This is a genomic window from Clostridioides sp. ES-S-0006-03 (assembly GCF_020662275.1).
Taxonomy (GTDB): Bacteria; Bacillota; Clostridia; order Peptostreptococcales; family Peptostreptococcaceae; genus Clostridioides.
This window is the reverse complement of record NZ_JADGMM010000001.1, coordinates 16,394-37,076: the sequence shown is the minus strand read 5'-3', so window position 1 is coordinate 37,076 and position 20,683 is coordinate 16,394. Positions and strand designations below refer to the sequence as shown.

Genomic DNA, 20,683 nt, shown 5'->3' with positions numbered 1-20,683 from the left:
TACATTATAACCGATATAATTAATTTGATGAATATTTTAGATATAAATTTTATTAATTAGTTTATACTTAAATTGTATTGATTACATATGGACAGTTATATAATAACTTAAGTATTTTAAATTGTTTATAATTTTTACAATAATATTAATTTATTTTTAATTATAACAATTCAATTCCTGCGTTTCTAAAATTTTCAATCATATCTTGTGGCCATACTCCAACTTGTACTTCCCCTATATGTGCCTTTTGCAAGAAATACATACAGATTCTTGATTGACCAATTCCTCCACCAATTGTATATGGAAGCTCACCATTTAAAAGCATTTTATGATAATCAAATTCTTTTCTATCTTCACATCCAGCAAGCTTTAACTGTCTATCTAGTGATTCTTCATCAACTCTAATTCCCATTGATGATAATTCTAATGCAGAATCTAGAACAGGGTTATAAAATAGTATATCTCCATTTAATTCCCAATCATCATAATCAGGGCTTCTTCCATCATGTTTTTCTCCTGATACTAATGTCTTTCCTATTTGTGTTATAAATACAGCTTTTTTATCTTTTACAATTTTATCTTCTCTATCTTTTGGCGATAACTCTGGATACATATCTTCTAATTCCTGTGATGTTATAAATGTTATTTCTTCTGGTAAAATTTCTTTTATACCTTCATACATACTACACACAAATATTTCAGTATCTTTAAATACTCCATATAATCTTTTTACAACGTCTTCTAAAGTTTTTTCATTTCTGCTACTTTTTTCTATAACTAATTCCCAGTCCCATTGGTCTACATATAAAGAATGTATATTGTCCAGTTCTTCATTTTTTCTTATTGCATTCATATCTGTATATAAACCACTTCCAACTGCAAAACCATATTTTTTAAGAGCTAATCTCTTCCATTTTGCAAGTGATTGAACAATTTCTGCATTTTTATCCATAAATGGTATATCAAAGCTTACTGCTTTTTCTCCATTTAAATTATCATTTGCACCTGTTTCAGGCAATACAAATAGTGGTGAAGAAACTCTTATTAGATTTAACTCATTACTCAATCTCATTTCAAAGAAATCTTTTAATTTTTTTATGGCTACTTGTGTATCAATTACATTTAGACTGCTTTTATAATCTTTTGGTATTATTGTACTCATACTATTCACTCCCTATATTCTATATATTTTTCCATTAAAAAAACCTCTCATCCCTATAAAAAGGGACGAAAGGTTGCTTTTCCGCGGTACCACCCTGATTAGTTTGAAATAGATTCAAACCCAGCTCATAATGTACAGATATTACTCGATACATCCCAATATGATAACGGTTTGGTTCCGACTAAGCCTACTCTTTTAAAATTTCAGTTAGCAACTCCAGGATGTTCTTCACTATAGACTTCATATTGGTCTCACACCATCACCAACTCGCTTTAATTACATTCTATACCTACTCTTCCTTTCAACGTCTTTAAAGTTTTATTTTTACTTTAATAAAAGTTAACTTTTGTGTTTTCTATTTATTCATAATAGTATGATAAGTGATTAGTTAAATTTTGTCAAGTTTATTATTTTTTATTTTTTATATACTTTATACATTTTTCCCCATGTTTTATAAGTTTTCAAATGTAGTTTTTAATCTATCCATACATTCTTTTAATAGAGATTGTGGGCATGCTACATTTATTCTTTCAAACCCAATACCTTCTTTTCCAAATATATAACCTTCATCAAATAATACATTGGCTTTTTTAAACATTAAATCTTCAAGTTCTACTTCATTTAATCCATAAGCAGTAAGGTCTAGCCAAGCTAGATATGTCCCTTCTGGGTAAACAAGTTTAACTTTTGGTAAGTATTCTTTTAAGTACTCATCAATAAATTTTATATTATTATCTAGATATTCATTTAATTCATCAAGCCAGTCTTCACTTTCATTATATGCTGCTATAGTGGCTACAATAGCAAAAGGATTTGGTGAAGTACCAACTCCAACAGCTGTAACTTCATATTGATACTTCTTCTTTAACTCTTTATTATTCACTATTATATTGGATAATTGCATTCCAGCTAAATTGAATGTCTTACTTGGAGCTATACATGTGACTATTTTCTCTTTATATTCTGGGCATAATGATTGTAAAGGAATATGTTTAAATCCTTTTCGAATTAAGTCAGAGTGTATTTCATCTGCTATTATCCACAAGTCATATTTTTTGCATATTTCTACGACTTTTTTTAATTCTTCTTCTCTCCATACTCTACCAACAGGATTGTGAGGGCTACAAAGAATAAGTACTTTATTATTGCCACACTTAGCTTTTTCTTCTAAATCAGTGTAATCCATTCTATAAGTTCCATTTTCATATATTAGAGAATTATTTATAACTTCCCTGTTATTGCTTTTTATCTTTGCTTCAAATGGATAATATACTGGTTTTTGAATTATTACTCCTTCTCCAGAGTTTGTTAATATTCTTACTAAAATAGCTACAGCAGGTACAACTCCAGGGCTAAAAACAATATCTTCTCTATTTACTTCCCAGTTAAATCTTCTTTTATACCATCCACAAACTGCATCAAAGTATTCGTCACTATTATTAGAACTATACCCAAATATTTTATGGTCGATTTTTTTATGTAATGCTTCTATTATTGGTTCTGCACATTCAAAATCCATATCTGCAATCCAAAAAGGTAAACCATCTTTTTGTGCTTTTGGTGAACAATTAGTTCTGAAATCCCACTTTACACAGTCTGTTCCTACTCTGTCTACAACTCTATCAAAATTATATTTACTCATTTAAGCCTCCTAAAAATATAAATTCTATAAATATTAAATTTGTCACTACTTGTAATCTAAGGACATTTTACCACTCTACACACTATAATAATAATACTTTTTGGTTTAATAGATTTAAAATATACCTATTTTTCCTACAATAGATTTTTTCGATATTGTAAAAATAACTTCATTACAACAAAATAAAAAGAGACTATTTACGTCAATAATATTACAACTAACATAAAAAACCTCTTTTCATAAGTTTAAAAAATTTTAAATATAAATCAATTAATTTAAAATCTTATCCTAATCTCTTTTCAACTAGTCTGCACCAGATATCAACTCCATATTCTAAAGCCTTAGTATCAAACGTCACATTAGGATTGTGGAATCCTGGTGTAGCATCAGCACCTAGTCCAATATATGTAGTCTTACATTTTAGTTTTTGAGTATAATAGTGAAAATCTTCCCCACCAGAGTTTTTAAATACACCTATAGATGCATCTTCACCAAGTACATCTTTAATAGTCTCTTCAGCTAAACTTACAAGACCTTCATCAAACTCTGCTGCTGGAACTCCATCTTTCGAAAGCAATATAGCCTCTGCGTTTATAGAACTTGCAGCGGTTTTTATAGCATGAATAGCTTTTTCTTTTAATTCTTCTATTATTTCATTACTCTCTGCTCTTATATCTAAAGCCATAAAAGCTTCATCTGGTATATTATTATATGTTTCACCTTTAACTGATATATTTGTAACTTTAATAGAATTTGGAACAGCTGGATTTACTCTTATTGCATTTATTGCATTTACTGCTAAACATACAGCATCTACTGCATTTACACCTAAGTGTGGCTTAGAACCATGACAAGTAATACCTTTAATAGTAAATTCCATTATGCAACTGGCACAATGATACATTGCAGGTATGGCCTTTCCTAATCTACAATCTTGCCCAGGTCTTAAATGCATACCTACCATCTCTTCAACATCATCTAATAAACCAGAATCTATTACTCTTAATGCTCCATAAAGTTTTTCTTCACCTGGTTGAAAAATTATTTTAAGTTTTCCTTTTTTTACTAAGTCCCTCTCTTTTATTAAACTTGCAGCTGTTAGAAGCATGGAAGTGTGACCATCATGACCACAAGCATGTATCATTTTCTTTTCTCCATCTATTATAAATTCTAATGCATCTATATCTGCTCTTATCGCAAATACTGGCCCTTCTTTTTTTGAGTCTATTGTTACTATAATGCCAGTTCCTGCAACACCTTCATCTATATTTTCAAATCCCATTTTTTTAAGTTCTTCTAAAATAAATGTAGATGTCTTGTATTCTTCAAATCCTTTTTCTGGAATTGTATGTAAATAATCATACACCTTATGTACATAGTCAATATAACTTTTATTATTTTCCATAATATAATACCTCCATAAATTTTAATTTTTACCTTATATTACTCTTTTCCATATGTTGTCTATACTACAAAATAATTCATTATAAGCATTGCAATACATCCATTTAAAGTTGCTATTATAAACATATGTGGATAGTATTTAGTTTTTAATTCGGCTGTTCCTAACAACCTACCCATAAACTGTATCTGAGCTCCTGAAAGTAATAACATTGGTAAAAGTATTGCAACATGTGCTTGATTTATTTGACCTGCTGTAAACAAGCCAGCTATTACCCCAGAAGCTCCTCCCATTGATATAAATATTGTCATTATTGCAGTTGCTGCAACACCTGGAAGTCCAAATATGCTCATGACAGGTGTGAAAATTGTTCCTATTATATCCAAAAGACCAGTTAAATTGAATATAGAAATTATAGCAAAACCAAATATAACATTTGGAGCCATTGAATTTGTGCTTATTTGAAACCCGTTTCTAGTTCCACCAATAAATGCATCTATCACATTTCCTTTTTTAACTTTCACCTCTTTTTTTGCTATATCACTCATATTAAGCTTCCTCCTTTTCGAATTTATTTAAGTATAATCTAAGTAAGTTTGCTCCAACAAATTTCATAATTAAGATTAAGGCAAGTGGTATAAATATTGGAACATCGCCTATAAATGGAAACAATGCTGCTCCTGAAGCAAAGAAATTTGTGATTGCAGATGCTCCAGAAAACTGAAATGCACAGAAAACAGCTTTTTGCTTTTCATCTATATACCCATCATCTTTAAGTTCCTTAGTCATAGATGCAGCAGCGTCTGTAGATTGTAAACTAGCTATTAAAGTTAATCCTGCAAATCCAGGTAATCCTAGTAATGGTTTTAATAGTGGACTAAGAAGTTTTTGCGCTGCTTTCATACCATCTAAGTGGTCTATAACTCTGACTATTCCAAGTGCAAACATAACTGATGGTATTAAAGTTAATGCATATAGCCATCCATCACGAGGACCAGTCCCTCCATCCCCTCTGAAGTTTGCAGCTAATGTACCTACACCATCATTAACTGTCCCCAGTGAACCAAAGTTTCCTAATACATTATTAAAATCTAGTACTTTTAATGCTCCAGGTGCATCTTTAAATATTCCTGAAAAGAATAATGCTCCTAATATTAATGCTACATACCCATACCATTTAACTTCTATTTTTTCTGTTGTTGATTCTAACTTGCTCATATAAATTCTCCCTCCTGCTTAAATAAATTTTATTAGTACACCTTTTCATTAAGCAAAACCCATGCCAATACTTTAATAATAATATTTTTTCATTTGTTTTTTTATTGTTAATTTTTTACATCATATAAATTGCTTGCAATTGCTAACTTTTTAAACTTATATTTATACATCTTTTATTGTCATGCAGTAGAAAAATCTTTATATTATAAATATTTTTCTATATAATTTTTCAAACTAATTTTATAAATAGGATTTTATAGGATAAAAACCTATAAAATCCTATTATTTAGCTAAATGTATAAATTTATCATGTTATTTGTTGTATAATATAACTTGTTCTGCTCTTAAAAAAGCAAACTAAATATTACCTTAGTTAGGAGAAATAAAATGGACAGAAAAAAATTAATCCTTATAACATATGATAAATTAAATGCTGACCACTACAAAGAAGAGTTAATAAGCTTTTTTGGAGATGAAATAAGTATAGAAACTCAAAACATACTTGATGGTATAAGAGAGAATTTAGAGGGTGATGTAGTTCTTTCTCTATCACCTTTAACTAGTAATTTTTTAATAAAGCATTTCAAGGAAGATATTGAAATTATCCATGGAACAAAGGCACTTTCAAAGCTTGGATATGAGAAAATGATGAAACTACCTCCAGGTACAAAATCATTACTTATGACTACCAATAAAACTTCAGCGTTTGAAATGGCTACTTATTTATATAAAATAGGAATAAATCATATCGATTTTGTACCAACATACCCAAACTGTGAAGAAATATATGATTTAGATACAGCTATAACACCAGGTCAGACTAGATTTATACCAAAATACATAAAAAATATCGTTGACTTAGGTTGGAGAAAAATTTCATTAGATACATATATGTCGTTACTAGTAGTATTAAAGCTAAAAAACGAGAAGTTTATAGAAAAACTATACAAGCTATCTAAGGAAATACTTAGTCATGATTTTTTAAATACATCATTAGATAATATATCTAAATTAAAAACTATACTCTATATGACTATTGACGAAATTGGAGATGGGTTAATATTTTTCAATACATTCAACAAGGTTACATTTGTAAATAAATCTTTACTAAGCATGTTGGAATTAGATGAAAAGCTCATAAAATCACCTTCTTTAATGGAATATTTACCAAAGAGTTTTTTGGATAAAATCACTCAAAATCTAAACATAGATAATATGATTATATACATAGATGAAATAGACAAAAAATTTATACTATCAAAAAAACCATTTTATCTTTATAAAAATATAGAAGGTTGCTTAATTACATTAAAAGATGTAAGCAAGATAGAAATACTAGAACAAAAAATAAGAAGTGACTCTGTTAAAAGAGGTTATATAGCCAAGTATAAGTTCAGTAATATAATTGGAAATAGCACTGTTATAAAAGACTGTATCAAAAAAGCAAAAAAAATGGCTCTTACAGATAACCCTATTCTAATAACTGGTGAAACAGGTACTGGTAAAGAAGCTTTTACTCAATCAATACACAACCATTCTCCTAGAAAAAATAAACCTTTTGTAGCAATAAATTGTGCTTCACTTCCAAGTGAATTGCTTGAAAGTGAACTGTTTGGATATGAAGATGGTTCTTTTACTGGAGCAAAAAAGGGTGGAAAGAAAGGATTATTTGAATTAGCTCATACTGGAACCATATTTTTAGATGAGATAGGAGATATGCCACATGATTTACAAGTAAAACTCTTAAGAGTTTTACAAGAAAAGGAAATTAGAAAAATTGGTGGTACAAATATTATTCCAATTGATGTAAGAATACTAGCTGCTACAAACAAAAACCTAGAAAAATTAATTTTAGAAAATAAATTTAGAATGGATTTGTTTTACAGGATAAGTATGTTCACATTAGAGTTGCCTCCTCTTAGAAATAGATTAGAAGATATACCATTTCTTTTAGAATCGTTTTTAAAAGAACTTCCATATAAAAATATTAAACTCGATAAAAATCTATTAAAAGCTTTAAATTCTTATACTTGGATGGGCAATATCAGAGAATTGAGAAATTGTATTGAATATATGGCTTATATGGGTTCTAATCAACTTACGATAAATGACTTGCCACAAAATATATCTTCAAAATTAAATAATCATCATATGTTAGGAAATACCTCTATATTTCATGATTTAAATCAATATGATAAAAATATATGTGTTTCTATCCTAAAATCGTTATATATAAAGCCAATGGGAAGATCAAAACTCATGAAATTTATGGAGCATAATGTCACAGAATATGAAGTAAGAAGTATGCTAGAATATTTGACATCTAATGAATATTTAACTCCTGGTAAAGGAAGAAAAGGTAGCTCTATCACCGAAAAAGGTATAAAAATTATAGAAAATAATATATTTTAGTTTTATATTAATTCAAATTTACTACCTCAAAATTTATATTTATAATCATAAATTTTATTTTACTATAACTTATTATAAAATAATAAAAGATACCTTCAGCAAAAAAGCTATGAAGTAATAATTTTTATTATTAGTTTCATAGCTTTTAATATTAGTATATTAATTGATTTAATATTACTGATTGATAATTATAAAGTGTATCTGTTAAAGGTACAAACTCTGAACCAATCCCAAATTTTAATTCTGCAAACGCCTCTAAATAGTCTGGGTCACATACATCTTCCTGTGTTAAATCTTGAAGTACCATCTCAGTCGCAAGATAAGTCGCTAATGATGGTATAAAAGCGTCCATTGGCATAGGATATCCACCAAGTCTATTTGACATGCCAGCAGCTTTAGCCTTTTCACTTATCATATCATTTATCTTGTCATAATTTTGAGCATCTTTTTTAGCTATTTTAAATCCCATAACGCTAGGATATGTATCTGTTGGTGATGGATTACTTTGCTCTGCAACTATATATTTTAACTCTAAAGCTTTAGTTAATATAACTTCATCCATATACTCATTTACACCAAATACATTTATATCTTTTCCATACTTCTTAACCTGTTTGTCTATATCTTCATTTAAAAATTGCTTCATTTTGCCCTTATCTTCTTCTGTATTTACATTTGGTGTATCAACTTGTACAAATTGCATTCCTAAACTTCTACAAGTCTCTTTAATTTTTTCCAGTCTTTTGGCTATATTGGCATCTTTCAAATCATCCTTAGATGCATAATGAATAAAAGCTTTTGCTCCCAGTTCCTTTGAACGTTCAACTAATAACTTTCCTCTTTCCTCTGTGTCAACTCCTAGATTTACATCTACATATTGACTCAATTGGTTTTTGTCCTCTCCCATAGGAGCTGAGATAGTTATTATTTCTGGACGCTTTTCTTTTACCTTTTGTAATGCTGGTAAAAGACCTGCTTGGTCCGTTGATACTACAATCGCCTGAATTTCTTTATCATCAGTCAATTTTACTATTTCATTTATAGACTTATCTATATTAGAAGTAAAGTTTTCTGGCAACACAACATGTTTTATAGTTCGCTCAACTCTAGCTTCACCATCTTTTTCTTTATCAGTTTCATTAGCTTCCTTATACTCTTTTGCTAAATCTTCTACTATACTGTATTGTACTTTATTTTCAGATAATGGCTGAGTTACTACTGCAACTTTGAAATCATCAATGATTTTCTCTTTATCATTTTTGCCTGTAACTAAACTACACCCTGTAATCCCAATAATTAAACATATAGATAGCATAAGTGCTGTTATTTTTTTAAGCATTAGTTAAAACCTCCTAAATTTGTACTTTCTTATCACTATTACTAATTTTATCATACTTCAAAGAAAAATTATATTATAAAAAAATTATATGCTAACTATTATAATCCAATCTAAAAAATACTATAGGTAGATTAGATTTTGATTAAATCTACCCATAGTACTAAAAAAATTATATATTATAAAATTAAATTAATTATAAATTATTATGCTATTTGTTTTTTGCTTTTTATGAAGTTACCAACTATTCCACCCAATATAGCTGGTATTACCCAGTTAAAGCCCAAACCTGCAAGTGGTAAACTTTGTATAAATGGAACAGCTCCTGTCATTCCATTTACAGCTGATAATACACTAACTAGTAATGTAACATATGCTGCACCCTTAAATGCATTATCATTTTTTATATGCTTACCAGCTAATTCCATGATAACTATTGCCAATAAAACAGGATATATAGTTTGTAGAATTGGAACTGATATAGCTATTATAGCATCAACACCTAAATTAGATATAAGCATACTAGCCACACATATACCGATAACTAGTTGTTTATAAGTTGCTTTACTTATTCCTTCAAAATAAGTTGAAATTGATGCTGTTAGACCTGTAGAAGTAGTTAAACAGGCAAGTGCTACAATTACACCTAAAATTATCTTTCCTACTTGACCATATAATAGTATACTAGTTATCTCAACCAATAAAGATGCTTGAGGTATGCTAGTATCATATAAAGTTGAAGCTGTTGCTCCTAGATAAGTAAGACCACCATATACTAATGCAAGGAATACACAGGCTACAAAACCAGCTTTAATAGTCATACCTATTTGGTCTTTATCTGATGTATATCCTTTAGCCACTATAGACATTAACATTATAGTAGCCATAGACGCTGCACCTAGAGCATCCATTGTTTGATAACCTTGTGATATACCTTCACCAAATAGATTTTTATCTATCATATGTTCTGGACTCATAGGTCCTGCTGGAGATATTATCCCTTTTACAATTAGAACAAATAATACTAATAATAACGCTGGAGTTAAATATTTACCTATTATGTCTATAACTTTAGAAGACCTAATCGTAAATGCTAAAGTCAAACCAAAGAATATTACTGAAAATACTGCTTTAGCTACTGTTCCATGGTCTCCAAATATAGGTATAATACCCATTTCATATGTTGTTGCACAAGTTCTTGGTATAACAAGAAGTGCTAAACATGCTAGAGCAGCTACACTCATTACTCTTGCTAATCCTTTACCTGCTCTTCTAAGTACATCATCCATGCTTCCTTTACATCTTGCTGTTGCTATGATAACAAGCATTGCTATACCAGCATCTGCAACAACAAAGCCAACAAGAGGAATTAACCAGTCTTTACCGGATTCCATTCCTAAAAATGGAGGGAACATAAGATTTCCTGCGCCAAAGAACATAGAGAACAAAGCAAAACCAACTATAAAAATATCTCTCATCTGCTTACTCACACCAAACTACCCCCTTTGAAAATATTTTGAATATTAAGATAATCTTACTTTATTTTCATAAAAATGTCAATCTGGTAAAAATTCTCATATTGTTAACGTTTTCCCAATTTAATATTTGCATATAATTTTCATTTTATGATAATTCCCATCAGTTTTGTTAAATCAATTGCTTGCGACACATCAAAACAAGCTCCCCTAATATCATTTATTCCTACTTCAATACCTTCAATATTATTAGTAGTAAAATCTACTCCAGAAAGTTTAGTTCCATTAAAATTCGATTTTTTTAAATTTGTATACTCGAATACTAAATTTTCATTTTTTACTTCCTGAAACACAGAACTTTCAAAATTTGAATCTAAAATAGAAACTATCTTGAACTTAGAAAACGAGAAGTTAGAATATCTACCTAAAACATCCTTAAACAATACGTTTTTAAGTATACAATCATCCAATCTAACTCCTATTAATTTGCTGTCTTTAAATTCAACTCTGTATATACTTCCTCCATAGAAAGACGTATTGGATAAATTACAGTTTTCAAATACTACATCAAGTAAGTCAATCTTTTTCAAATTACAATTTTCAAAGGATACATTTCTAAATATACAAGATTCAAAACTTGCTCCTGTAATATCTAAATCACTTATAACCTCATTTTCTATAGTTTTATTAAATATTTTTTCATCATTGAATATATCATCTAATATAACTTCAATATTTTCAACATTTTCTAATTCCCCTGTAAATTTAGGCTTTTGTACTTTAATAATCTTAGTCATTTTCTCCTCCACTATAAATTATATTATTTTTAAACTCGTTTTTATTATTATATTAAGCTATTATATGTACTTTCAATATATTAAAAAGTTTTTACGAAATATTCTTGTATTCAGTACATTTATAATTATATCACAAACTTATTTATAATGAATTTCCATTAATAGCATAAGTGTTACAGAAGTATAACATTTATTATACTTCTGTAACATTTATCTTTAGAAATAATTATTCTTTATAAAAAATGACCTCGGTTTTTTATAAAATCGACAAAAAAAACGAATAATTTCTTTAAATTTATTGTAAATAATACAATATTACGATATAATACAACAGAAAAACAAATAGAAAATGTTCATATAATATTAGTAATATGGTCTAATAGTCTCTACAAACTCACCTTAAATGAGTTTTCTATGAATAGAATGTTAACTTTAATATATATTCTATTCTATCTATATGAATATATATTTTTTTGTTTATATTTTAAAGTTTTTTGGAGGTAAAAATGGTACCAAACACTAATAATGTACAACCAGATGGAAATAATTCATCATTAAGCTTTTTAGACAAGATGTTTAAATTCAGCGAACGTGGCTCTAACCTTAAGACAGAAGTAATAGGTGGGGTTACTACATTCTTAACAATGGCATACATAGTTTTCGTAAATCCAGCAATATTATCTGAAGCTGGCATGGATAAAGCAGCACTTATAACAGTTACTATATTAGCTACAGCCATTGGTACACTGATATTTGCAATTTTAGGAAATGCACCATTTGCACTAGCACCTGGTATGGGTCTAAATGCATTCTTCACATATTCATTGGTTATAGGAGCAGGAATTCCATGGCAAACAGGTCTTGGAGTTGTATTCTTATCTGGATGTGTATTCTTCACACTCGCAGTAACAGGTTTACGAAAGACAATTGCTGATGCAATTCCTCGAGAATTAGCAGTAGCATCTTCAGCAGGTATAGGTCTTTTCCTTGCTTTTGTTGGTTTAAAAAACATGGGGGTTATAATTGCAAACCCAGATACAATAGTTTCACTTGCAGATTTTACACCAACAGTTTTAATAGCTCTTTTTGCACTTATCTTAATGGCAATATTAGAATACAAAAAAATTAAAGGTGGAATATTAATAAGTATAGTAGTCGCAACAGTAATATCTATTATATGTGGATTTGTAGAATTACCAACAGCAATAATCTCAACACCACCAAGTATAGCACCAATTGCTTTTAAATTAGATATTATAGGAGCGTTAAAATTCTCATTAATTGGACCTATCTTCTCTTTCATGTTTATAGACATGTTTGATTCGTTAGCATTCCTTATCACTTGTTGCAAACAGATGGGTCTTGAAGATGAAAATGGAGAAATAAAGGACCTTGGAAAAATGTTATATGCAGATGTTTCTTCTACTTTAATAGGTTCGTTTTTAGGAACTAGTACAGTTACAACATTTGGAGAATCGGCTTCTGGTATAGCAGCAGGTGCAAGAACTGGACTTGCTTCTGTAGTAACAGCGGCATTATTCTTAGCTACACTTATATTTACACCATTACTTGGTATAGTTCCTACTTATGCTGCAGCACCTGCACTTGTCATGGTTGGTGTATTTATGTTTGAAAGTATAAAACAAATCGATTTTGCTGATAGTAAAATAGCAGTCCCTGCTTTTGTTACAGTTTTATTGATGCCTCTAACTTATAGTATAAGTATTGGTTTGTGTTTTGGATTTATTTCATATATAATAATGCATGTTGTAGCTAAAGAAACTGATAAGATTAGTATAACACTTTGGGTTATAGGTATACTTGCAGTTGTAAACTTAGTACTAAGTTAGTATTTTAATTTTGATATATTAAAAGCTTATTTATTTTTAATTTAAAAATAGCAAAATCAATTTTATATCTAAATTGATTTTGCTATTAACTTTATATATAAAATTTATTATCATAATATATAGATAGAAAAATACATAGAAAAGGGATGATATTTATGTCACAATTACTTATAAAAAATGCATATCTAATCACTATGAATACAGATAGAGAAGTATATGAGAATGGAAGTATACTTATTGAAGACAATATTATAAAAAAAGTTGGGAAATTTGATAATAATATTGTAGATAAAGATGCTGAAATATACGATGCTAATGGAAAAATATTAATGCCAGGATTAGTCAATACACACGTTCACTTATCTCAACAATTAGGTCGTGGTCTTTCTGATGATGTTGTTCTTTTAACATGGCTTAGAGAAAGAATCTGGCCATATGAAAGTAGCTTTAATTACGAAGATTCTTTAATCTCATCTACTGCATGTTGTGTAGAACTAATAAAATCTGGTGTCACTACATTTTTAGAGTCTGGTGGTCAATATGTCGATGCTATGGTTGAAGCTGTTGATAAAACTGGAATTAGAGCATGTCTAGCTAAATCAGTTATGGATACAGGAGATGGTCTTCCTGAAGCATGGCAAAAAACTACTGATGAAGAAATCAACACTCAATTAGATTTATACCATAAGTTTAATAATACATCTAATGAAAGAATTAAAATATGGTTTGCTTTAAGAACTATTTTTAATACAACTGAGGATTTACTTGTTAGAACTAAACAATTAGCTGACAAATACAACACAGGTATACATATGCATGTAGCTGAAATAGCTGATGAAATTTCATTTGTAAAACAAAATACTGGAGTTGGAACAGTTGAATATCTTGATAAGTTAGGTGTTTTGGGGCCAAACCTTTTAGCTGCTCATACAGTTTGGCTTACGCATAAAGAAATTGATTTATTCAGATTACATGATGTAAAAGTTTCTCATAACCCTGGTGCAGCTATGAAAGTAGTACTAGGTTTTGCATCAATTCCTGAAATGCTAGAAAAAGGAATTCCAGTCTCAATTGGTACTGATGGGGCTCCTTCAAATAATAGAATGGATTTAATGAGAGATATGTATTTAACTTCATTAATACATAAAGGAAGAACTTTAAATCCAACAGTTATTCCAGCTGAACAAATATTAGAAATGGCTACTATAAATGGAGCAAAATGTGCTTTACTTGAAAAAGAAATTGGCAGTCTTGAAGTTGGCAAAAAAGCAGATATGATTATTCTTAATCCAGATACAATTCATTGCTTACCAATGCATAATCCAATTGGAAACATAGTGTATTCTATGACTAGCGAAAATGTAGATTCTACAATTTGTGATGGAAAGTGGCTTATGAAAGAAAGAAAGGTATTAGTTGTAAACGAATCTGAGTTATTGGAAAAAGTTAAAAAACAAGCTTCTAAAATAAAAGAAAAATCAGAAGTTAAAATTCCTTCTAAATTTAAAATTATAAAATAGAATAAAACCAATTGTTTTGTAGAGATACAGGTTCAAGTAAACTTGTATAGTCTACTTACAAAACAATTGGTTTCTTTATGCTATATTTTATTAAAATAAAAATAGCTATTATATTATAAATACATCACTAACAGTTAGGTTCAGATTTAGATTCATTTTTTTATACTTAGTTATATCATTACAACACATTAGGCACGCACTTTTTTGTTCATTCATTGGACAAACTTCACATGGTTTATCTCTATTCTAAAATACCTTATAACACAATTGATTTATCTCTGTGTTTGGAGCTATACTCAATATGTTTTGATTTATAAATAAAAGCTCATATGTATTCTTGTTTATCACATAAGTCCATTAATTCAAATTATCCATAACTGCTTTTATATATTTCTGGTATAAATGTCAAGGATTCTATTTCCTCTTTTGTCCAAAATCTATTTCCATTACACTCGTCAAAGCCTACATAACCACTAAATTCGCCCTCATCTAAGATTGTACATTGTGACATAGATTCTATCCATTGTACTTTCAAAATTTTATATAACCCATCATCAAGTGAAGATTGATTACAGTTTAAATTTCATATAATTCATAATATTATTTAGTTTATAACTTTTACCTTACTTCTATCTAATACCATTTTAAGTGAATTTTCAACAGTTTCAATCACGTCTTTATAACTTAAATATACGTTTATGTAAATATAATCTTCATCTAAATTGTATTCAGTTACTCTACAATACAAAAGTTTTCCTCCATCTAATAAATTACTCAAAATATAATTATCTTTTCTTGGAACATAACCTATTACATACCCAGTTTCTCCAACTATTTTAATAGCATTTTCATCATATAAATTATCTTTCTCTCTTTTTAGATAGTATATCTTACTCTTCTCCAATTCCTTTTCTAAATATTCTCTATTTCTAAACCTTGAGCCAGCAACAGCTACTGAAATCAAATAAATGTCTTTACCATGCTCATTTACCTTCAGCTTTTTAGTATTTACAAATTCTTTTTTTAAATTATTACTTTCATATAACAATCGTCTTAACTCATCTTTTAATTTGATATTTTTTTCTTTTTCATAAGCTTCTTTAACTATTTGCATTTCTTTAAGAGAAAGTCTCTCTCTATACCTCTTCAAAATATTTATAGATTCCTTACGTACTTCATTTATGTTTCCAAAAAGTCCTTTTAAAGATAAATTTTTCCCTTTAGGGTACAGTGATTTACTACCTTTAAGGACAATGAAAAATAACATATCATCATAATATTCTTGTGTTAATTTATTTTTTTCTATATCTTCCATTTTTCCAATTAACTCTTCTGTTTTAAATGTTTTTTCAAAAAAATCTAATAACTTCAACTTACAGCTTGCACTTCCCTTTTTAGATATATGCCAATATACCTCAAAATCTCGAATATCTTTATTTAAATATGGTAATAAATCATCAAAAGATAAACGTACATCATAGATTTCTGACATTTTTATCATATCTTCTGTTTTTCCATCAGCTTCATTTAATGCTTTAAAGAATATACTTTTCCACTTTTCACTGAGTAAAACATTATTCATTTCTTTCTTAAATTCAACTTTATCACAACTTACTTTGTCATCCTCTAAAACACCTACTGCTATTAAAAAAATAGAATACAGACTATCAAAGTTAGTCCCATAGCTTGCTACAATTGGAAGAAATTGATTCACTAATTCCACTTTATTCCCTATATATTTAAATTCTACACTTAACAAATAATTGCATATAAGATATGCTAAGTTGTTTACCTTATCTTTATCTAAATCTCGTCTTTCAAGATATTCGCTTAAATCTACTGTAGAAATAATATAGTTCATTAGTAATCCTTCATATTTTTTATCTTTATATCCTTCTTCAATTAAATAAGAGGTTATTTCAGAATCTAGATTTTCCATATTGACAATGGCAAATACTTTTATTGAGCCTGTAGATATTCTAGATAGATTAAACAAATATGTATTGTAAAACTCAAGTTTTCTAATAGTATTACTTAAGTAAAATATGTATTCTCCAGATTTAGAAAATGTATCCACTATTTCTCTTATATTATCTACATCTAAATAATTTTCACTTAAAACAAGCCCAAGTTTTACATACTCATCTTTTTCACTTGTATATATTAAATCCTCTGTTAGCTGATATAACCACTTTTCATCAATTATTCGCTCTTTTATTAGAGTGTTTATCTTTTTCATAAAAATTTCAAAATAACAAATTAGAGACTTATGACTATACTCTTCTAACAGGTCAATTTTATTAGATTCACTTCTATAAATATTTAAAATATTCTCTACCAAATTATTTGCAAGTTCTACTTGTTCTCTTAAAGGTATCTTTTCGTATATACATAAATAATTCATTTCAAATGATTCTTTATATCCATCATAATCCTTAATCTTTTGTAGTTGCTTAAAAATACTACCCACTAAATTATCCTCCTTTACATTATTATAATTTATATTGATTATACTACTTATTTTAATGAATTTACATTTTTACACATAAAAAAATATTACTAGAAATTAAAATTTCCAGTAATACTAATTGTACAAATATTAAAGTTTCATCGCTTAACAATGGTTTTGTTAAATTAGAATTTATTTATCAAGTTCCGTTAACTTTACGACCAACTCTTCACAAATTTCTTTTATTGTTTTATTATCTGTTTTTACAATAATATCTGCTGATGCCATATATTTCTCTTCTCGTCTTTTCATCAAATCAGATATAAATTCAACATTCATATTATTATTAAGTATTGGTCTTTCATCACTATGTTTAACACGTTGAAGAATAGTTTCTGGACTTGCTGTTAATAAAACAATTCTTCCACTTTTTTTCATATATTCTACATTTTTATCTCTAAGTACGATTCCTCCCCCACAGGAAACAACTAGTCCTTCTCTTTGTTGTAAATTTATTAATGCTTGGCTTTCAAGATTTCTAAAATATTCTTCTCCTCGTTTTTCAAATATTTCAGAAATACTCATCCCTTGATGCTCAACTATATATGCATCTGTTTCTACTTGCTCCATTTCTAATAAATGACTCAAGTATGATGATACAGTGCTTTTTCCGACCCCCATAAATCCAACAAGCATTATATTGTAAGAGAATAAATTTTTAGCCTGTATTTTCTTACTATTTTTTACTACATATCTGAAAATATCTATAATTTCATCTTCAAACTTATGACCTTTTAGCTTCTCAATTAATGCTACTTCTTTTTTATTTTCATAGTCTGGCTGTAAAATGGGAAGACCTTTTTCCTTTTTAATATCAATAATACCTTTTATACATTCCATTCTTTTCTCAAGTAAATCAATCAGCTCATCATCATATAAGTCTATTTTTTCTCTTATTTTTTCTATATTTTCCATTGTCACACCTCTTCTTTCAGACATGTTAAAATTAAAAATACTTACAATTATATTATACTAATGTTACATATTACAATCATGTACTTTTTCTTTTTCATATCTCATGTTTACAAACAATGCAAGTAAAATTCCAACAAATGTTATAGCTACATTAAATAGTACAACATATTTTGGCCCATTTACTCCACCAGATTTTGTAATAAATCCAGCTATATTTAAAATAACATAGTTAGCTATACTAGATGCAATCATAACTATAGATGTTATTTTTCCTTTATTAGTTGGAAACATTTCATTTGCTGTCGATGTAGTCAATTGAAGCACACCACCTGCTGCTGAATAACCTATTACAAATCCTCCTACCATACAAATAGTTGGAGACTGAACAAAATACACAATTAATAACATAATTGAAGCTATTACAGGATAGATAACAAGTATTCTTATTGGCTTAACATATTTTTTTATAAGCACAGAAGTTATTAATACTGCACAGATTACTCCCATTGAATAAAAAGATTGAATTTTTGTAGGGTCAGCCATACCATATAATTTACCTAATTCTTGATTACAATTTAGCCATAGTACAAATGTAGATGTACATGTAAATCCAATACAAACAAGAGCTATACTTGTTGGTGTAAACTTCATTTTCTCTGACTTAACAGTCTTTCCATTATTATCAATAACATTGTTAGCTGGAGGAAATGGCAATATAGCTATTAAAATTGCATCTACAATAATAAGAACAGCTGTTACTATAAAAATAACTTTAAATGATATTGAATTTGCTGCAACAAATCCAATTATAAAAGGAAGTAAAAATTGCGCTAAAGCTATTGTGAATTTAGTAAACATATTTGCTATTGTTCCTAGACTAGCAAATATCTCCATACAAGAAGGTGTTACACAAGTATCTAAAAATGAGTTTGCTGCACCTCCAATTACTGCAAATATATACGCTATGTAAAAATTTGGTGAAAATACAATTCCAATAAAGAAAATTGCATGTAGAAAATTACCTATAAGTCCACTTACCTTTCTTCCATATTTATCTGAAATAGGGCCTGCAAATGGATATGATATAAGTCTACCTAACCCTAATGCAGCAATAACTGCTAAAACAATACTCACATCAAGAGTTCCATCTGATAGTGTCTTAGCTCCCCACATAGATGCAAATTCTGGTTTATATTGTCCTAAAATTGAAATTCCAATACCAAGTAAAAAATATGAAAAATACAACGCTATGGCAGTAGGATAGTATTTTTTATTATTCATAGTTATTCTCCCATTCTTGTTAATTTATTAACATTTTTATATACAATAAACGCATTCCCATAATGGGTTTAAAGAATAGCTAAACTTTTACATTTAACTATACCACCAATACAAAACCCACTATGACAATTTATAAAGTAATATCAAAATATTTTGTAAAGTAATATCAAAACATTGAGATACATATATATTCTATATTATTAAAGTATTATTTTTTCGTCTATTTAAAGTATAATTCTTTAATTTCTTCTACAGGCATTTCCAATCCAGTGTATAGATTAAAAGCCTCAGCTCCTTGATATAATAACATTCCTAATCCACCAATAGCTTTACAACCATTAGCTTCAGCATCCTCAATCATTTTTGTTTTATTTGGATTATAAACAACATCTGTTACAACTAACTCTTTTCTTAATACACTAACATCTTTTATATTAGTTTCATTATCATGAGGTTTCATCCCAATAAGCGTTGCATTTGTCAAAATATCACTTGATGATACTTCTTCATAAAGTTTTTCTGTATCTGCTAAATCATATAAATTAACAATACATTCTGGTACTTCTTTCTTTATATTTTCAATTGTTTGTTCCGCTCTTTTATAAAAATCATCCTTAGCATTGAAAATAGATATTTCTCTTGCTCCATCTAATGCACATTGTACTTGTATAGCAGTTGCCGCACCACCAGCACCCATAATCGTAAGTTTTTTACCCTTTACTTCAACTCCATTTTCTTTTAAATTACGAACATAACCAACACCATCTGTTATATGTCCAATTAACTTTCCATTTTCATTTACAATTGTATTACATGCTCCAATTATACGAGCAGCTGGAGAAAGTTCATCCATATATTCTGTAACAGCAGTTTTACATGGCATTGTTACATTTGCTCCTTTTATGTTGAACGTTTTTATAGCTGAAAGTGCATCTTTTACCTTGTCCACAGTAATATCAAAAGCTAAGTATCTATAATCTAAATCTAATTTTTCAAAACTATAATTATACATTAGTGGTGATTTAGAATGCCCCACTGGTGTACCTATTAATGCGAATAACCCTGTTCTTCCTGAAATTTCCATAATTTTATATCCTCCCAATATCATCAATTTCTTTGCAAATAATCTATTTAATTATTTGCAAAGAAACATCTATTTAATTT

At 28.6% G+C, this 20,683-nt stretch carries 16 protein-coding genes, 1 riboswitch and 1 other annotated feature; of the genes, 3 read left to right on the top strand and 13 right to left on the bottom strand.

Annotation, left to right across the window (positions count from 1 at the left end; genetic code table 11):
• Nucleotides 1-160: 160 nt before the first annotated feature.
• From asnA to IR151_RS00130, 5 genes are all read right to left on the bottom strand, one after another.
• Nucleotides 161-1,162, bottom strand: a complete 1,002-nt coding sequence (gene asnA / locus IR151_RS00150) for an aspartate--ammonia ligase (RefSeq protein ID WP_227432373.1) — start codon at nucleotides 1,160-1,162, stop codon at nucleotides 161-163.
• A 58-nt stretch (nucleotides 1,163-1,220) separates the two neighbouring features.
• Nucleotides 1,221-1,476, bottom strand: a binding site (T-box leader).
• A 137-nt stretch (nucleotides 1,477-1,613) separates the two neighbouring features.
• Nucleotides 1,614-2,804 (bottom strand): MalY/PatB family protein, encoded by a 1,191-nt coding sequence (locus IR151_RS00145; RefSeq protein ID WP_227432372.1) that lies wholly within the window; start codon nucleotides 2,802-2,804, stop codon nucleotides 1,614-1,616.
• A gap of 283 nt (nucleotides 2,805-3,087) precedes the next feature.
• The gene (locus IR151_RS00140) at nucleotides 3,088-4,209 is read right to left on the bottom strand and encodes a M20 peptidase aminoacylase family protein (RefSeq protein ID WP_227432371.1); all 1,122 of its coding nucleotides are present in this window, start codon (nucleotides 4,207-4,209) and stop codon (nucleotides 3,088-3,090) included.
• A 59-nt stretch (nucleotides 4,210-4,268) separates the two neighbouring features.
• Nucleotides 4,269-4,754: a YjiG family protein gene (locus IR151_RS00135; protein WP_227432370.1), complete on the bottom strand. Its 486-nt coding sequence runs from the start codon at nucleotides 4,752-4,754 to the stop codon at nucleotides 4,269-4,271.
• Nucleotide 4,755: 1 nt separating this feature from the next.
• Nucleotides 4,756-5,424: a nucleoside recognition domain-containing protein gene (locus tag IR151_RS00130; protein WP_227432369.1), complete on the bottom strand. Its 669-nt coding sequence runs from the start codon at nucleotides 5,422-5,424 to the stop codon at nucleotides 4,756-4,758.
• Nucleotides 5,425-5,811: 387 nt separating this feature from the next.
• Here IR151_RS00130 and IR151_RS00125 point away from each other — a divergent pair, with 387 nt between their 5' ends.
• Nucleotides 5,812-7,836, top strand: coding sequence for a sigma 54-interacting transcriptional regulator (locus IR151_RS00125; protein ID WP_227432368.1), 2,025 nt, complete (start codon nucleotides 5,812-5,814; stop codon nucleotides 7,834-7,836).
• A 151-nt stretch (nucleotides 7,837-7,987) separates the two neighbouring features.
• Here the strand turns inward: IR151_RS00125 and IR151_RS00120 are convergent, their stop codons facing one another.
• From IR151_RS00120 to IR151_RS00110, 3 genes are all read right to left on the bottom strand, one after another.
• Nucleotides 7,988-9,175 carry a DUF3798 domain-containing protein gene (locus IR151_RS00120; protein WP_227432367.1) on the bottom strand — a complete coding sequence of 396 codons (1,188 nt, stop codon included), beginning with the start codon at nucleotides 9,173-9,175 and terminating at the stop codon, nucleotides 7,988-7,990.
• Between the two features lie 203 nt (nucleotides 9,176-9,378).
• On the bottom strand, nucleotides 9,379-10,650 hold the full coding sequence (gene brnQ / locus IR151_RS00115; RefSeq protein ID WP_227432748.1) for a branched-chain amino acid transport system II carrier protein: 1,272 nt from the start codon (nucleotides 10,648-10,650) through the stop codon (nucleotides 9,379-9,381).
• A 140-nt stretch (nucleotides 10,651-10,790) separates the two neighbouring features.
• The gene (locus IR151_RS00110) at nucleotides 10,791-11,444 is read right to left on the bottom strand and encodes a pentapeptide repeat-containing protein (RefSeq protein WP_227432366.1); all 654 of its coding nucleotides are present in this window, start codon (nucleotides 11,442-11,444) and stop codon (nucleotides 10,791-10,793) included.
• 333 nt (nucleotides 11,445-11,777) lie between these two features.
• Nucleotides 11,778-11,879, top strand: a riboswitch (purine riboswitch).
• Nucleotides 11,880-11,950: 71 nt separating this feature from the next.
• Between IR151_RS00110 and IR151_RS00105 the strand changes: the two genes are divergently transcribed.
• Nucleotides 11,951-13,294 carry an NCS2 family permease gene (locus IR151_RS00105; RefSeq protein WP_227432365.1) on the top strand — a complete coding sequence of 448 codons (1,344 nt, stop codon included), beginning with the start codon at nucleotides 11,951-11,953 and terminating at the stop codon, nucleotides 13,292-13,294.
• 155 nt (nucleotides 13,295-13,449) lie between these two features.
• Nucleotides 13,450-14,814 carry an amidohydrolase gene (locus tag IR151_RS00100; RefSeq protein ID WP_227432364.1) on the top strand — a complete coding sequence of 455 codons (1,365 nt, stop codon included), beginning with the start codon at nucleotides 13,450-13,452 and terminating at the stop codon, nucleotides 14,812-14,814.
• A 367-nt stretch (nucleotides 14,815-15,181) separates the two neighbouring features.
• On the opposite strand, the gene IR151_RS00095 is transcribed toward IR151_RS00100, so the two are convergent.
• From IR151_RS00095 to aroE, 5 genes are all read right to left on the bottom strand, one after another.
• Entirely contained in the window at nucleotides 15,182-15,349 is a 168-nt protein-coding gene (locus IR151_RS00095; protein WP_227432363.1) for a hypothetical protein, read from the bottom strand.
• Between the two features lie 69 nt (nucleotides 15,350-15,418).
• A complete protein-coding gene (locus IR151_RS20325) occupies nucleotides 15,419-17,284 on the bottom strand; it encodes an HIRAN domain-containing protein (RefSeq protein ID WP_227432362.1) in 1,866 nt (621 codons plus the stop codon).
• Nucleotides 17,285-17,455: 171 nt separating this feature from the next.
• Entirely contained in the window at nucleotides 17,456-18,238 is a 783-nt protein-coding gene (locus IR151_RS00085) for a shikimate kinase (RefSeq protein WP_227432361.1), read from the bottom strand.
• A gap of 63 nt (nucleotides 18,239-18,301) precedes the next feature.
• The gene (locus tag IR151_RS00080) at nucleotides 18,302-19,519 is read right to left on the bottom strand and encodes an MFS transporter (RefSeq protein WP_227432360.1); all 1,218 of its coding nucleotides are present in this window, start codon (nucleotides 19,517-19,519) and stop codon (nucleotides 18,302-18,304) included.
• A 220-nt stretch (nucleotides 19,520-19,739) separates the two neighbouring features.
• Nucleotides 19,740-20,603 carry a shikimate dehydrogenase gene (aroE, locus tag IR151_RS00075; RefSeq protein WP_227432359.1) on the bottom strand — a complete coding sequence of 288 codons (864 nt, stop codon included), beginning with the start codon at nucleotides 20,601-20,603 and terminating at the stop codon, nucleotides 19,740-19,742.
• Nucleotides 20,604-20,683: the final 80 nt, after the last annotated feature.

Coding starts and splice junctions, on each gene's coding strand:
- asnA (WP_227432373.1), bottom strand. CDS start 1,162: ATGAGTACAATAATACCAAAAGATTATAAAAGCAGTCTAAATGTAATT.
- IR151_RS00145 (WP_227432372.1), bottom strand. CDS start 2,804: ATGAGTAAATATAATTTTGATAGAGTTGTAGACAGAGTAGGAACAGAC.
- IR151_RS00140 (WP_227432371.1), bottom strand. CDS start 4,209: ATGGAAAATAATAAAAGTTATATTGACTATGTACATAAGGTGTATGAT.
- IR151_RS00135 (WP_227432370.1), bottom strand. CDS start 4,754: ATGAGTGATATAGCAAAAAAAGAGGTGAAAGTTAAAAAAGGAAATGTG.
- IR151_RS00130 (WP_227432369.1), bottom strand. CDS start 5,424: ATGAGCAAGTTAGAATCAACAACAGAAAAAATAGAAGTTAAATGGTAT.
- IR151_RS00125 (WP_227432368.1), top strand. CDS start 5,812: ATGGACAGAAAAAAATTAATCCTTATAACATATGATAAATTAAATGCT.
- IR151_RS00120 (WP_227432367.1), bottom strand. CDS start 9,175: ATGCTTAAAAAAATAACAGCACTTATGCTATCTATATGTTTAATTATT.
- brnQ (WP_227432748.1), bottom strand. CDS start 10,650: ATGAGAGATATTTTTATAGTTGGTTTTGCTTTGTTCTCTATGTTCTTT.
- IR151_RS00110 (WP_227432366.1), bottom strand. CDS start 11,444: ATGACTAAGATTATTAAAGTACAAAAGCCTAAATTTACAGGGGAATTA.
- IR151_RS00105 (WP_227432365.1), top strand. CDS start 11,951: ATGGTACCAAACACTAATAATGTACAACCAGATGGAAATAATTCATCA.
- IR151_RS00100 (WP_227432364.1), top strand. CDS start 13,450: ATGTCACAATTACTTATAAAAAATGCATATCTAATCACTATGAATACA.
- IR151_RS00085 (WP_227432361.1), bottom strand. CDS start 18,238: ATGGAAAATATAGAAAAAATAAGAGAAAAAATAGACTTATATGATGAT.
- IR151_RS00080 (WP_227432360.1), bottom strand. CDS start 19,519: ATGAATAATAAAAAATACTATCCTACTGCCATAGCGTTGTATTTTTCA.
- aroE (WP_227432359.1), bottom strand. CDS start 20,603: ATGGAAATTTCAGGAAGAACAGGGTTATTCGCATTAATAGGTACACCA.